Below are 13099 nucleotides of genomic sequence, written 5' to 3'. Positions count from 1 at the left end.
CTACAGGGATTGATTTTCAGCCTCACCATAAAAAAAACAATCGGAGACACGCCATCATGGCTTTGGATTTATTCGTCGTTCTCATTTACGCCGCCGCGATGCTGGTGCTCGGCTACTACGGCATGCGCAAGGCCAAGACCCACGAAGACTATTTGGTCGCCGGTCGCAACCTCGGTCCGGGTCTCTACATGGGCACCATGGCCGCTACCGTTCTGGGTGGCGCGTCCACTGTCGGCACCGTGCGCCTGGGCTACGTCCACGGCATTTCCGGTTTCTGGCTCTGCGCCGCACTGGGCTGCGGGATCGTGGCGCTGAACCTGTTCCTCGCCAAACCGCTGCTGAAGCTGAAGGTATTCACCGTTACCCAAGTGCTGGAAAAGCGCTATAACCCAATGGCTCGCACCGCGAGCGCGACCATCATGCTGGCCTATGCACTGATGATCGGCGTGACCTCGATCCTGGCGATCGGCACCGTGCTGCAAGTACTGTTCGGCCTGCCGTTCTGGCTCTCGGTGCTGCTCGGCGGTGGCGTAGTAGTGATTTACTCGACCATCGGAGGCATGTGGTCCCTGACCCTGACCGACATCGTCCAGTTCGGTATCCAGACCATCGGCCTGATGTTCCTGTTGCTGCCGATCTGCCTGTACCGGGTCGGTGGCTGGGATCAACTGGTTGCCCAATTGCCGGCCGCCAGCTTCAACTTCACCAGCATCGGCTGGGACACGATCATTACCTACTTCCTGATCTACTTCTTTGGCATCCTGATCGGTCAAGACATCTGGCAACGGGTGTTCACCGCACGAAGCGAGAAAGTCGCCAAGTACGCCGGTACGTCTGCCGGGATCTACTGCATTGTCTATGGTCTGGTTTGTGCGTTGATCGGCATGGCCGCTCATGTGCTGATTCCGGATCTGGACAACGTCAACAATGCCTTTGCCGCCATCGTCAAAGTATCCCTGCCGGACGGTATCCGTGGCCTGGTGATCGCAGCTGCACTGGCGGCCATGATGTCCACCGCCAGCGCCGGCCTGCTCGCCGCATCCACCACCTTGACCGAAGACCTGTTGCCGAAGCTGCGTGGCGGCAAACAATCAAACGTGAGCGTCAATCGCCTGTTTACCCTGCTGACTGGCATCGCAGTATTGGGCATCGCACTGGTGGTCAATGATGTGATCAGCGCACTGACCCTGGCTTATAACTTGTTGGTGGGCGGCATGCTGATCCCGCTGATGGGGGCCATCTACTGGAAACGCGCCACGACGGCCGGTGCGATCACCAGCATGGCGCTGGGCTTCATCACCGCGCTGCTGTTCATGTTCAAGGACGGTATGGACGCCAACACCCCGATCTACTACAGCCTCGGCGTAGGCCTGGTGAGTTTCGTGGTGGTCAGCTTGCTGTCCCGTCGCCCGGCAGTGGTGGCGAGCGCTGTCTAAGCTGATGTTGTAGCAACAGTTTCTTCGACGGGCGTGGCGTCGGTTGCCACACCCGTTTTTTTTCGTCTGAAGGAAACTGCTATTTACGCACGATGATTGACGAGTGGCAGCGCCGACACGCCTGAAGCCTGCTGTACTCAGCACCAGGGACAACAACAATAACGCCCTCGAAGAGCAACCATGACAAGAGCCGACGTTCATACAGCCGTACATCGCTTCATCCGCCGCCTGCGGGAAAATCAGGATGACTTCGATGACAACACTCGCCTGGTGCAGTTGGGATTGGATAAAGAGGATATTGAAGAGCTGATCTTCCATCTGGAAGATCAGCTGGGATTGACGGCATTTACCGTCGAAGAAGACCGGATGCTCAAGACCGCGACGACCGTCGACGACTTGAGCCGGTTTTTGATTGAGATTGCGCGGTGATGAGACAGATCGTCAAATACACCCGATGCGACGAATGAACCTCTGTGGCGAGGGCAAGGGAGCTTGCTCCCGCTCGATTGCGCAGCAATCGCAAGCTGGGTCCGCGTTCAACCTGCCCTCCCTGATGGCGATGAATGGGGCCGCTGCGCGCCCCGGCGGGAGCAAGCTCCCTCGCCACAGGTGATGTGCCAGGTTTACCGGCGGCGCTGCTGTTGGCGGCGACGTTGTTCGTCGTCAGTGCGAACAGGCACGGGTTGCAGAGGCGGTTCGATCAAACCGAGTGCGACACCCAGGTCATGCAGCCAGTTTTGGATTTTCTCTTTCATGATGCCCCCCTTCAGGGTAGTGCCGAGCGGCCGAAGTTCTGTAGCCCCTTCGCACTGATAATAGTCCGAAGTCCTACGCAATGCTCGCCCAAGATCGCAATGATCTGTTACTGAATTGATCCAGATCCCTGTCCGTTGGTTTGTTTTGCCGTGGGTTGGCTCAGCGGACCATTGCTCGCGGCGCTGAGCAGTCACTTCAACGGTGATTGCAACTCGCACTGTGATCGTCGGTAACGATTTGCTGCATCCGGTCAGGGTTGTCCAAGTGCTTTGCGCAAACGACGGCGGACCCACTGTTCTGCGCTCACAAAAGTGATCCCGAGCAAAACCAGCACGGCGCCGATCACGAAGTTGAGGCTCAGTTCTTCGCCCAACAGCACCACGCCGAACGTGACGCCAAACAGTGGCGTCATGAACGAAAATACCGCCAGGTTCGCCGCCAGATAACGACGCAGCAGCCAAAACCAGGTCAGGTAACTGAAGAACGACACCACCAATCCCTGGAACAGCACGCTAGCCACGGCAACAGGGGTCAGGCTGACATGGCTGACCTGACCGCTGAGGATCGCGATCAACAGCAGGCCGACGAAGCCGACGATCAATTGATAAAACAGCGTCAGGGTCACCGGCGCCTCCGATAGACGCGAGGCACGCACCACCACCGTGGTCGCGCCCCATGACGCGCCGGCCAACACGCCCAAGGCATCGCCCATCAACATGCGGCGGTCGAGGTTGTCCCACGACACACCACCGGCAAACGCAATGGCAATGCCGACGAAGGCGAGAACAATCCCCAGCCACTGCACCGGTCTTAAACGCTCACTCGGCAGCAGCCAATGCACGCCCAACGCGGTGAAGATCGGCGCGGTATAGAGGAACACTGACATGTGCGCCGCCGTGGTCAGTTGCAGGCCTTCGGAAATGAAGTAGAACTCCAGGCCAAACAACGCACCCGCCAGCAAGCCGCCGCGCCAGGTAGTACCGACCTGATCCCAGCCGCCCTTCCAGCAGATCAACAATCCTACGAGTAACGCGGAAATACCCGACCGCCCCGCCGCCTGCATGACCGGTGCGATGTCGGGCGCGGCCCATTTGATCATCACCTGCTGCACGCCCCAGATCAGGCACAGCCCGACCATCACTTGCAGGGCAAACCCATCGGCGCTACGCCGGGTGGCGCTCACCCGAACACCTCGACAACACAATCCATGGCGGTGACTCGACAGTAAAAATAAAGCCCCGGCCTCCTCTTGCTGAATAGAGGGGGCCGGGGCGAAAAATGATGCTGCCGATTATTAACCAGATGGACAGAAAAAGGCGTCTGCAAAAGACCTTTAAATCGCCGCTTGCGTCAGATGGCCGATCAAAAGAGTCACTGCAGGGGCCGGCGTCAGGTCAGCTGAGTTCGATACGATCAGCGTGAATGACGATCTGGCCGTTCTTGTACAACGCGCCGATGGCCTTTTTGAAGTTGCCCTTGCTGACGCCGAACATACTGCTGATCAGCGTCGGGTCGCTCTTGTCGCTGACGGGCAGCGTGCCGTTGTTGTCGCGCAATTTGGCGAGAATCTTCGAGTTCAGACTGGTGGCCGCTTCTTCGCCCACCGGTTGCAGGCTCAGGCTGATCTTGCCGTCGGCGCGGACTTCTTTGATAAAGCCCTTCTCTTCTTTACCGGCGCGCATGAACTTGAAGATTTCGTTCTTGTGGATCAGGCCCCAGTGCTTGTTATTGATGATTGCCTTGAAGCCCATATCGGTCGCTTCGGCCACCAGCAAATCAACTTCCTGGCCAGGAGTGTAGTTGGCCGGAGTCTTGTCCAGGTAGCGGTCCAGACGTGCTGTCGCGGTAATGCGTCGAGTATGTTTGTCGAGATAAACGTGCACCACGACATACTCACCGGCCGTCATCTGGCGCTTTTCTTCGGAGTACGGCAGCAGCAGATCCTTCGGCAACCCCCAATCCAGGAACACGCCGATGCTGTTGACTTCAACGACTTTCAAACTGGCGAATTCACCGACCTGAACTTTCGGTTTTTCGGTCGTGGCGATAAGTTTGTCATCGCTGTCCAGATAAATAAAAACGTTGAGCCAGTCTTCATCTTCGCTGGGAATATCTTTGGGGATATAACGATTAGGCAGAAGGATTTCGCCATCCGCGCCACCGTCCAGATATAAACCGAAGTTAGTGTGTTTAACCACTTGCAAACTGTTGTAGCGCCCGACTAATGCCATGTCCAATACCCTCATTGCGTGGGCGGCATTCTACCCGGTTTTGCGGACGGTGTTCGGCGGCCAGCCCGGTGGCGCAGGAAAATCCGCGCAAGGCCTTAATTTTCCTGGGGTTGGCCATGGTTATTTGGCCGCTCGTCAGGCCGTTCGGGTGTTCCATCACCTGGCCAACTCGTTCAAAAAGCGCTTTTTTTCCACCAGGGTTTTTAGTTAAAACAGCAGCTTAGGGGAACATTCCGAATAATAACTTGCGATAAATTACGTTTCTACAACGTGTATTTCGGAAGGATATTTGCCAAGCAATTGTCAAGCATTTCCTGTACCATGCCTGGCCAAGTTAATTTCTACAGGTTAATGGCCGCCATGCGTGTAAAAGCATCCAACAGCAAAGCAAAGCCAGCTCCCGCCGTTGAAACCAGCGAATCGATCAATGACCAGATCGCTGCATTCCTCAAGTCCGGTGGCGAGATCCAGCAAATTGCCAAAGGCGTCAGCGGCCAGACGTTCGGCCCGTCCAAGCAGATCACGCTAGGCAAGAAGTAATTTCCCCTGCGTTAACTGGTCCATAAGCGCTTTGAGCTTCGAAGCGCTTGGACTGGAACCCTCCCGCAATACCCCATCAAACAAATCAATATTTCAAAAATCGACGAACGGCCCTTGATGCCGAACATTCGCCGGTATGCTTGCACGTGTCTGGATCAAGCGTTTCAGCAGGTTTTCAGGACCTGCACCTCGCTGCTCATGGAGTGACGCATGTTCAAGCCCTCTCTTTTTCTGCTCGGCAGTCTGCTGTGGTGTTCGGACGTCCATGCGCAAGTCTTCCAGCGCGAACTGGGCGACTTCGATCTCAAGCTCGCCACCACCCCGAGTCGCAGCATGGCCCAAGGACTGGTCAAGCCCTCGACGACCGGCTCGTTCCACGGTGGCCTCGACCTGAGCCACGACAGTGGCTTCTATGTGGGTCAATGGTCCCCCAGCATGGGGCTGAGCCCTTCGAGTAACCTTGAAGTGGACTCCTACATGGGCTTTAAACAGCCTTTCGATCAATCCCTCGGTTACGAAGTGGGCATGATCCATTACAGCTACCCGAACGTGGAGATTCCCGACAGCCAGGAGCTTTTCGGCGGCCTGACCCTGCTGGGCAGCCGCTTCGGCGCGGCCTTCAGCAACGACCCGGACAAACAGAACAGCACCCTGTTCGCCGACCTCAGTGGCAATCAGCCCTTCGGCATCGGTATCAGCCTGAAATACACCACCCACCAACTCAACACTCCGGTGTCCGTTGATGATGGGTATGTAGGCAGCTTTACCGACTGGTCAGTGAAATTGTCCCGGCCGTTCATGGGCATCGATCTGGACTTGATCTACAGTGACTCAAGCCTGAGCGGCAGCAACTGCTCCGCCTATTCCGGTCACAATAGCGAGTGCAACGGCCTGGTGACGCTCAAGGCTGCACACAGCTTCAATTAATCGGCTGAACTGCCGGGCTTATCCTGCGATCACATAAAAGAACCCTTTAAAGAAACCAGGTCTTCGCAAGGACTCGCCATGTCGCACTGGTGGAAACAGATCAGTGTCATCATCACACTCAGCCTCACTGTCGCCGCATGCAGCCGCGTGGGCCTGGCTTATCGCAACCTGGACGCGATCATTCCCTGGACACTCAGCGACTACCTGGAGATGAACCACGAGCAAAAAGACTGGTTCAACGAGCGCCTCAAAGAACACCTGAGCTGGCACTGCACCACGCAATTGCCCGGTTACCTCGATTGGCTGGATCGTTTACAGGCCATGGTCGAGGCCAACCAGATCACCGACGCCGCACTGCAAACCCGCACCCAGGAAGCCAAACAGGCCATCGCCGAAACCGCCCGGGAAATCACCCCGTCGGCCATCGAGCTGTTGCAGGGGCTTGATGACAAGCAAGTCGCGGAAATGAACGAAGCCTTCGCCAAGGACCAGCGCAAACGCCAGGTGGCCTACCTCAAGCCGTCTCTGGAGCAACAGATCACAGAGCGAAGCAAGCGCATGGAGAAACGCTTGAATGTCTGGCTCGGACCGCTCAACCCAACCCAACAGCAACGGGTAATGGCCTGGTCGAATGCCTTGGGTGATCAGAACAAACAATGGATTGCCAATCGCGCACACTGGCAACAGCAATTCAGCGCGGCAGTCGCGCAACGGCAGAGTCCAGAATTCCCACAGCGAATCGAGACACTTCTGGTGAATCGCGAGAGTTTGTGGACGTCGGCTTACCGCGAGGCCTACGCCAACACCGAAGCCCAGGCTCGGGCGTTGCTGGTGGACATAATGGCCGAGAGCACGCCGGTTCAGCGTGAACAGTTGCTGAAGAAGATTGAAGGTGTGCGCAAGGATTTCACTGATTTGCAATGCCTGAAAGCGGCGCGACAGGATTAAACGGATCACCACAATCCAATGTGGGAGCGGGCTTGCTCGCGAATTCGATTTAACATTCAAAATCTAAGTCGACTGTCACACCGCATTCGCGAGCAAGCCCGCTCCCACAGGGGTATGCGTGATCTTCAGGCAATCTGCGCCTTCGACGCCACCTCATCAAACGTCAGTTCCTCCAGCGCATCTTCCTGTTCATCCAGCACCTGCCGCGGATGCTCATTACCCGGAATGCTGCTGTCGATCAGGCTCAACAATCTCGAGCCCCGGGGCGTCAAAATGTAATTCTCGCCATTGCCACCCTGGTTCTCCGGCCGAGGCTCGATATAACCCCGCAGCAGCAGTAACTTTTCGTACTCACCAGCCACCGTTTTCAGGTGATCCAGGTTCTCAAACGGCTCGCCCGCGTTGGCTTTCGCCGCCGCATACTGCTCGGCATAAGGCCGTGGGGTGAAACTGTGGCCGGCGCCGTTCTGCACTTCATGCAGCAAGCGTTCAATCAAATCCCAGTTATAAGTCATCCTGATCAACCTCCAGTGCCCGCGAGTGAGATGGCCTTCATAGGTTGTGACCGACAGGGACGGCGGCCGTTCAGCCGAGGTATTCCGCCCTACCGACCGGCGGTATGTCGAATAGGGCACAGGCCAAACGACTAGGCTATGTAAGACGGTTTACCCCTCTGCGCGGATCGACTTTCGCCAAAGCATGCAGGAGAAATCACCATGAACATTCAGAATCATCCGGTCGTGTCCCGGGAAGAATGGCTCGCCGCTCGCAAACAACACCTGGCCCATGAAAAAGCCTTCACCAAGGAACGCGACAAACTCAGCGCCGAACGCCGCGCCCTGCCCTGGGTGAAAATCGACAAGCCCTACCGCTTCCAGGGCCCCAATGGCGAGCTGAGCCTGGCCGATCTGTTCGGCGGCCGCAGCCAATTGATCGTCTACCACTTCATGTTCGCCGCAGGCTGGGACGAAGGCTGCCCCGGTTGCTCATTCCTGTCCGACCACATCGACGGCGCCAACCAACACCTGGCCCACCATGACGTAGCGGTAGTAGCGGTTTCCCACGCCCCGTTCGCCGAATTCCAGCCCTTCAAACGGCGCATGGGCTGGAAATTCGACTGGGTGTCGTCCGAAGGCTGCGATTTCAATTATGACTTTGGCGTCTCAGCCCGAGCCGAAGACGTCGCTGCGGGAAAAGCTACCTACAACTACGAAAAAAACGACGGTGCCGAAGAAGAACTCCCAGGGCTCAGCGTGTTTTATCGCAATGAAGCGGGGGAGATTTTCCACACCTATTCCACTTATGCTCGCGGCCTGGATCTGCTGGTCGGCGCCTATAACTATCTGGACCTCACGCCTAAGGGCCGTAATGAAGAGGAAATCATGGATTGGGTGAGGCATCACGATCGGTATGAGGACAAGGCACCGGGCAGTTGCTGCCATGGGGGATAGGCCGCAGCCATCGCGGGTATTGGCTCGGGTTGAACACAACATCCATGAACACCACAAATCCCTGTGGGAGCGAGCCTGCTCGTGATGACTGACTGACATTCAACATTGATGTCGACTGATACACCGCTTTCGCGAGCAAGCTCGCTCCTACAGAGGTTGCGTGGTGTTTACCTGCGCCCTACACCAACCTCGGAATCAGGCGACCTGTGGGTCGCCCGTTTCTGTCACTGAACTTTTTCCGCTCTTCAACCCTCAACCGGATAACTCGCCTTCACCGGAACCGAGGCCCGTCTCTATGAAAAGCCTGCTAAAAGTCATCCTCGCTGCCACGCTCGCCTGCACCCTCCCCGTATGGGCCTGCCCTCCCGATGAAGCCACCGCCAAGCGCGAACAACTGGCCAGGGAGGTCGCCAAGATCACTGAGCAGAACCCGGCCAAGGCCAAGGAGATCAATGACGAGTTGCAGAAGATGGACCTGGAGACGGCCAGCAAGGATTTGCCGGACAAATGCCAGTTGATCGATCAGCGTCTCAAGGAATTGGAATCGGCGGAGAAGAAAGCCGAGAGCTGAACGGCAAGATCAAAAGATCGCAGCCTTCGGCAGATCCTACGAAGCCTGCGAACTTTTGACGTAAAAAAACCCGGACACTGTCCGGGTTTTTTATTGGATCGCTACCACGCTTTACTCAGCAGCCGGCGCTTCCGGCTTGCGGCGCTTGAGCGGGGCCATGCCGTCCTTGCTGACCAGCGACAGGGCGTCGGTCTTCGGGCGGTTGGCGATCTTGCGTTTGGTCGGGGCCTTGGCGCCGGTTTTCTTTTTGTCGCCCTTGGCGTCGACCTTTTTCTTCTTCACGCCAACGGCTTTGCCCGAGGCCTTGACCTTTTTCGGTCCGCCGTAGGTGCCTTTGACTTCCTTGATGGTGCGGCGCTCGAAGCTCTGCTTGAGGTAGCGCTCGATGCTCGACATCAGGTTCCAGTCGCCATGGCAGATCAGCGAGATGGCCAGGCCATCGTTGCCGGCGCGGCCGGTGCGACCGATGCGGTGAACGTATTCGTCGCCGCTGCGTGGCATGTCGAAGTTGATCACCAGGTCCAGGCCATCCACGTCCAGGCCGCGAGCAGCAACGTCGGTAGCGACGAGGATTTTCACCCCGCCCTGTTTCAGGCGGTCGATGGCCAGTTTGCGGTCTTTCTGGTCTTTCTCGCCGTGCAGGACGAATGCCTTGTATTCCTGCGCCACCAGGCGGCCGTAGATACGGTCGGCCATGGCCCGGGTGTTGGTGAAGACGATGGCCTTCTGATAGGTCTCGTTGGCCAACAGCCAGTTGACGATCTGTTCTTTGTGCTGGTTGTGGTCAGCGGTGATGATCTGCTGACGAGTCGTCGAGTTCAGCTGGCTGACCGCGTTGAGCTGCAGGTGCTCAGGGTTGTTCAGCACCTTGGCGACCATTTCACGCAAGCCCGAACCACCGGTGGTGGCGGAGAACAGCATGGTCTGCTGACGGTTGCTGCACTCGTCGACCAGACGCTGCACGTCCTCGGCGAAGCCCATGTCGAGCATGCGGTCGGCTTCGTCGAGCACCAGCACTTCGACTTCTTTGAGGTCGAGGTTGCCGGCGTTCAGTTGCTCGATCATCCGGCCCGGCGTACCGATCAGGATATCCGGCACCTTGCGCAGCATGGCAGCCTGGACCTTGAAGTCTTCACCGCCGGTGATCAGACCGGACTTGATGAAGGTGAACTGAGCGAAGCGCTCGACTTCCTTGATGGTCTGCTGGGCCAGTTCGCGGGTCGGCAGCAGGATCAGGGTCTTGATGCTGACGCGGATTTTGGCCGGGCCGATCAAGCGGTTGAGGATCGGCAAAACGAAGGCAGCGGTTTTGCCGCTACCGGTTTGCGCTGTCACCCGCAGGTCACGCCCCTGGAGCGCCAGCGGGATAGCCGCTGCTTGCACAGGCGTTGGCTCGACAAATTTAAGCTCGGCCACGGCTTTGAGCAGGCGTTCGTGCAGGGCGAATTGGGAAAACACGGGTGCTACCTCGAAGAAATACAAAAAAACAGCTGCATAGGGTAACGGTTTCGAGCGCGAAGGCCGAGTTTCTTTATACAAACGGCTGCAAACAGTGGTTTTTTTGTTGCCTGCTTTGTCTCAAAACGTCATCCGGAACGTCTTAAATGCTCTAATCGTCACGTCGCGTCCTATAGAAGAACCGTTTTTACCCATGGATATCAAACAGCTCTGGCTCAACGCCCAAGACCTCTGGGGTGCCCTCGATCAGCATCCGCTCCTGCATTCCACGCTCGCACTGATGTTGCTGCTGATGGTGGCGCTGGTGCTCGGACGAGTGGCGCGGTTCCTCATTCTTCACGCGACCAAAATCCTCGGTCGCCAGCCGTCGCTGCACTGGATCACCGATTTTCGCCACAACAAAGTGTTTCATCGCCTGGCGCAGATGACGCCCTCGCTGATGATCCAGTTCGGCCTGCACCTGGTGCCGGATTTGAGCAAGACCAGCCTGAACTTCCTCGGCAACGTGGCGCTGGCGTTCACCATTCTGTTCCTGGTGCTGGCCGTCAGCGCATTGCTCAATGCCCTGCTGGACATCTATGCCCGCACCGAACACGCCCGCACCCGCTCGATCAAGGGCTACGTGCAACTGGCGAAAATGGTGTTGTTCGTGTTTGGCGCGATCATCATCGTCGCCACGTTGATCGACCGTTCGCCGCTGTTGCTGCTGTCGGGTCTGGGCGCCATGTCGGCGGTGATTCTGTTGGTCTACAAGGACACCTTGTTGTCATTCGTCGCCAGCGTGCAACTGACCAGCAACGACATGCTGCGGGTCGGCGACTGGATCGAGATGCCGCAAGTCGGTGCCGACGGTGATGTGGTGGACATCACCTTGCACACGGTCAAGGTGCAGAACTTCGACAAGACCATTGTGTCGATCCCGACCTGGCGCCTGATGTCCGAGTCGTTCAAGAACTGGCGCGGCATGCAGCAGTCTGGCGGACGACGGATCAAGCGCAGCCTGTTTATCGATGCCAGCGGTGTGCGTTTCATCCGCGATGACGAAGAGCAAAAGCTGTCCCAGGTGCATCTGCTGACTGACTACATGAGCCGCAAGAAAGCCGAGCTCAAGGCGTGGAACGAAGCCCAGGGCAACGTCGCGGCGATGTCGGCCAACCGTCGACGGATGACCAACATCGGCACCTTCCGCGCCTATGCGCTGGCGTATCTGAAGAGTCATCCGGAGATTCAGCCGAACATGACCTGCATGGTTCGCCAGATGCAGACCAACGCTCAGGGCATTCCGCTGGAAATCTACTGCTTCACCCGCACCACCGTGTGGGCCGATTACGAGCGGATTCAGGGGGATATTTTCGATTACCTGCTGGCGGTACTGCCGGAGTTTGGCTTGAGCCTGTATCAGCAGCCCAGTGGTGGTGATTTGCGCTCGGGGTTGCTCCCGGCGGTGTTGGGCGCGAGCCACATTCCCCAGCCCGAAAAACACCTGATGTAACACCTCAGCACTGATCGTTCCCACGCTCTGCGTGGGAATGCATCCGGTGACGCTCTGCGTCACATGCGTAGGGACGCAGAGCGTCCCGGGCGGCATTCCCACGCAGAGCGTGGGAACGATCATGCGATGGCAGGCCTACGCATACCCAACCGACTAATCCACACCGCCATCAGAATCACCATCCCGCCAAACAACAACCGCCCCAGCTCTTCATGCTGATTCCAGATCAACAAGTTGATCAGCAACCCCACCGGCACATGCAAATTATTCATCACCGCCAGCGTCCCGCCGTTCACCAGGCACGCGCCCTTGTTCCACCAGTACAAACCCAGCGCGGTCGAGACCAAACCGAGGAACAGCAACACGCCCCATTGCAGCGGCGCTTCGGGGAGAAAGTTCTGTTTGCCGAACAGCAGAAACGCCGGCAATGCCACCGCCAACGCGCCCAGGTAGAAGTACCCAAAGCGCCGGTAATGCGGCAAATCACTCGGATGGCGGGCCACCAAACGTCTATAGAGCACTTGCCCGGCGGCGTAGGTGAAGTTGGCCAGTTGCAGCAACAGGAAACCCATGAAGAAATCCGGGTTGATCCGGTCAAAGCGAATCACTGCCGCCCCGAGTACCGCCACCAGAGCAGCGATCAATGCCCACGGATTGAAGCGCCGGTTCAGCGCATCTTCGATCAGGGTCACGTGCAGCGGCGTGAGGATAGTGAACAGCAGCACTTCCGGCACCGTCAGCACCCGGAAGCTCAAATACAAACAGACGTAAGTCACGCCGAACTGCAACGCGCCGATCAGCAACATCCCGCGCATGAACGCCGGCTCGACCTGACGCCAGCGCGTCAGCGGAATGAACACCAGCCCCGCCAGCAGCACCCGCACCAGCACCGCGAAGTAACTATCGACATGCCCGGCCAGGTATTCGCCGATCAAACTGAAGGAAAACGCCTGGATCAGCGTGACAAAAAGTAGATAGCCCATGCTCGCCTCGTTTCGAATGGCGGCGACGATAGCGGGTTTTGCCCTTGATCGCGAATCGCCAGGCATACACAAATCCACTGTGGGAGCGGGCTTGCTCGCGAATGCGGTGGGTCAGTCAACATCAATATCGACTGACACGCCCTCTTCGCGAGCAAGCCCGCTCCCACAGGGTTGTATGCTCATTCACCAAATCGCAGGCAAAAAAAAGCCCGATCTCGCTAATGCGTTCAATCGGGCTAGAGCACTCAGGAGCAACAAGTGCAAAGGGAGGTTCGATGCGCGTACAGGCTTGAAGGGTTGCGCCAG

15 protein-coding genes are annotated in these 13099 nt (G+C 57.5%); 9 read left to right on the top strand and 6 right to left on the bottom strand.

The genetic code is table 11. The features are described 5' to 3' along the window. Positions 1 to 56 precede the first annotated feature (56 nt). Positions 57 to 1436: a sodium:solute symporter gene (locus tag MEB48_RS25140; RefSeq protein WP_237886516.1), complete on the top strand. Its 1380-nt coding sequence runs from the start codon at positions 57 to 59 to the stop codon at positions 1434 to 1436. Between the two features lie 180 nt (positions 1437 to 1616). Then, positions 1617 to 1865 carry an acyl carrier protein gene (locus tag MEB48_RS25135; RefSeq protein ID WP_237886515.1) on the top strand — a complete coding sequence of 83 codons (249 nt, stop codon included), beginning with the start codon at positions 1617 to 1619 and terminating at the stop codon, positions 1863 to 1865. Positions 1866 to 2059: 194 nt separating this feature from the next. On the opposite strand, the gene MEB48_RS29175 is transcribed toward MEB48_RS25135, so the two are convergent. From MEB48_RS29175 to MEB48_RS25125, 3 genes are all read right to left on the bottom strand, one after another. Further along, positions 2060 to 2191, bottom strand: a complete 132-nt coding sequence (locus tag MEB48_RS29175; RefSeq protein ID WP_256585077.1) for a PA1414 family protein — start codon at positions 2189 to 2191, stop codon at positions 2060 to 2062. Between the two features lie 251 nt (positions 2192 to 2442). Beyond that, positions 2443 to 3375 (bottom strand): DMT family transporter, encoded by a 933-nt coding sequence (locus MEB48_RS25130; RefSeq protein ID WP_237886514.1) that lies wholly within the window; start codon positions 3373 to 3375, stop codon positions 2443 to 2445. A gap of 211 nt (positions 3376 to 3586) precedes the next feature. Next, positions 3587 to 4423, bottom strand: coding sequence for a CvfB family protein (locus MEB48_RS25125; RefSeq protein WP_030131899.1), 837 nt, complete (start codon positions 4421 to 4423; stop codon positions 3587 to 3589). On the opposite strand from MEB48_RS25125, the gene MEB48_RS25120 reads away from it, so the two are divergent. The 4 genes from MEB48_RS25120 (at position 4422) to MEB48_RS25105 (ending at position 6838) form a co-directional block, all read left to right on the top strand. Beyond that, positions 4422 to 4634 carry a hypothetical protein gene (locus MEB48_RS25120; protein ID WP_237886513.1) on the top strand — a complete coding sequence of 71 codons (213 nt, stop codon included), beginning with the start codon at positions 4422 to 4424 and terminating at the stop codon, positions 4632 to 4634. The two genes, MEB48_RS25125 and MEB48_RS25120, sit on opposite strands and share 2 nt — an antisense overlap. 140 nt (positions 4635 to 4774) lie before the next feature. Then, a complete protein-coding gene (locus MEB48_RS25115) occupies positions 4775 to 4963 on the top strand; it encodes a hypothetical protein (RefSeq protein ID WP_030131898.1) in 189 nt (62 codons plus the stop codon). A gap of 210 nt (positions 4964 to 5173) precedes the next feature. Further along, positions 5174 to 5890, top strand: a complete 717-nt coding sequence (locus MEB48_RS25110) for a TorF family putative porin (protein WP_237886512.1) — start codon at positions 5174 to 5176, stop codon at positions 5888 to 5890. A gap of 78 nt (positions 5891 to 5968) precedes the next feature. Next, a complete protein-coding gene (locus tag MEB48_RS25105) occupies positions 5969 to 6838 on the top strand; it encodes a DUF6279 family lipoprotein (RefSeq protein ID WP_237886511.1) in 870 nt (289 codons plus the stop codon). Between the two features lie 125 nt (positions 6839 to 6963). Here MEB48_RS25105 and MEB48_RS25100 read toward each other — a convergent pair whose 3' ends face one another. After that, a complete protein-coding gene (locus MEB48_RS25100) occupies positions 6964 to 7353 on the bottom strand; it encodes a transcriptional regulator (RefSeq protein ID WP_237886510.1) in 390 nt (129 codons plus the stop codon). A 201-nt stretch (positions 7354 to 7554) separates the two neighbouring features. On the opposite strand from MEB48_RS25100, the gene MEB48_RS25095 reads away from it, so the two are divergent. Continuing rightward, on the top strand, positions 7555 to 8289 hold the full coding sequence (locus MEB48_RS25095; protein WP_237886509.1) for a DUF899 domain-containing protein: 735 nt from the start codon (positions 7555 to 7557) through the stop codon (positions 8287 to 8289). A 295-nt stretch (positions 8290 to 8584) separates the two neighbouring features. After that, complete coding sequence (locus MEB48_RS25090) at positions 8585 to 8860, top strand: hypothetical protein (RefSeq protein WP_237886508.1); 276 nt, start codon at positions 8585 to 8587, stop codon at positions 8858 to 8860. Positions 8861 to 8971: 111 nt separating this feature from the next. Here the strand turns inward: MEB48_RS25090 and MEB48_RS25085 are convergent, their stop codons facing one another. Beyond that, positions 8972 to 10318, bottom strand: coding sequence for a DEAD/DEAH box helicase (locus MEB48_RS25085; RefSeq protein ID WP_237886507.1), 1347 nt, complete (start codon positions 10316 to 10318; stop codon positions 8972 to 8974). 193 nt (positions 10319 to 10511) lie between these two features. Between MEB48_RS25085 and MEB48_RS25080 the strand changes: the two genes are divergently transcribed. Beyond that, positions 10512 to 11810 carry a mechanosensitive ion channel family protein gene (locus MEB48_RS25080; RefSeq protein ID WP_237886506.1) on the top strand — a complete coding sequence of 433 codons (1299 nt, stop codon included), beginning with the start codon at positions 10512 to 10514 and terminating at the stop codon, positions 11808 to 11810. A 119-nt stretch (positions 11811 to 11929) separates the two neighbouring features. Here MEB48_RS25080 and MEB48_RS25075 read toward each other — a convergent pair whose 3' ends face one another. Further along, entirely contained in the window at positions 11930 to 12793 is an 864-nt protein-coding gene (locus MEB48_RS25075; protein WP_237886505.1) for a carboxylate/amino acid/amine transporter, read from the bottom strand. Positions 12794 to 13099: the final 306 nt, after the last annotated feature.

Source organism: Pseudomonas sp. PGPR40, from assembly GCF_022014505.1.
Classification (GTDB): domain Bacteria; phylum Pseudomonadota; class Gammaproteobacteria; order Pseudomonadales; family Pseudomonadaceae; genus Aquipseudomonas.
The sequence above is the reverse complement of the archived record's forward strand: the minus strand, read 5'-3'. Positions and strand labels throughout refer to the sequence as shown.

Bases quoted from the DNA above. Each gene is read 5' to 3' on its own strand.
- MEB48_RS25075 (WP_237886505.1), bottom strand. From the start codon at position 12,793: ATGGGCTATCTACTTTTTGTCACGCTGATCCAGGCGTTTTCCTTCAGT.
- MEB48_RS25090 (WP_237886508.1), top strand. From the start codon at position 8,585: ATGAAAAGCCTGCTAAAAGTCATCCTCGCTGCCACGCTCGCCTGCACC.
- MEB48_RS25125 (WP_030131899.1), bottom strand. From the start codon at position 4,423: ATGGCATTAGTCGGGCGCTACAACAGTTTGCAAGTGGTTAAACACACT.
- MEB48_RS25115 (WP_030131898.1), top strand. From the start codon at position 4,775: ATGGCCGCCATGCGTGTAAAAGCATCCAACAGCAAAGCAAAGCCAGCT.
- MEB48_RS25120 (WP_237886513.1), top strand. From the start codon at position 4,422: ATGTCCAATACCCTCATTGCGTGGGCGGCATTCTACCCGGTTTTGCGG.
- MEB48_RS25105 (WP_237886511.1), top strand. From the start codon at position 5,969: ATGTCGCACTGGTGGAAACAGATCAGTGTCATCATCACACTCAGCCTC.
- MEB48_RS25140 (WP_237886516.1), top strand. From the start codon at position 57: ATGGCTTTGGATTTATTCGTCGTTCTCATTTACGCCGCCGCGATGCTG.
- MEB48_RS25095 (WP_237886509.1), top strand. From the start codon at position 7,555: ATGAACATTCAGAATCATCCGGTCGTGTCCCGGGAAGAATGGCTCGCC.
- MEB48_RS25110 (WP_237886512.1), top strand. From the start codon at position 5,174: ATGTTCAAGCCCTCTCTTTTTCTGCTCGGCAGTCTGCTGTGGTGTTCG.
- MEB48_RS25100 (WP_237886510.1), bottom strand. From the start codon at position 7,353: ATGACTTATAACTGGGATTTGATTGAACGCTTGCTGCATGAAGTGCAG.
- MEB48_RS29175 (WP_256585077.1), bottom strand. From the start codon at position 2,191: ATGAAAGAGAAAATCCAAAACTGGCTGCATGACCTGGGTGTCGCACTC.
- MEB48_RS25135 (WP_237886515.1), top strand. From the start codon at position 1,617: ATGACAAGAGCCGACGTTCATACAGCCGTACATCGCTTCATCCGCCGC.
- MEB48_RS25080 (WP_237886506.1), top strand. From the start codon at position 10,512: ATGGATATCAAACAGCTCTGGCTCAACGCCCAAGACCTCTGGGGTGCC.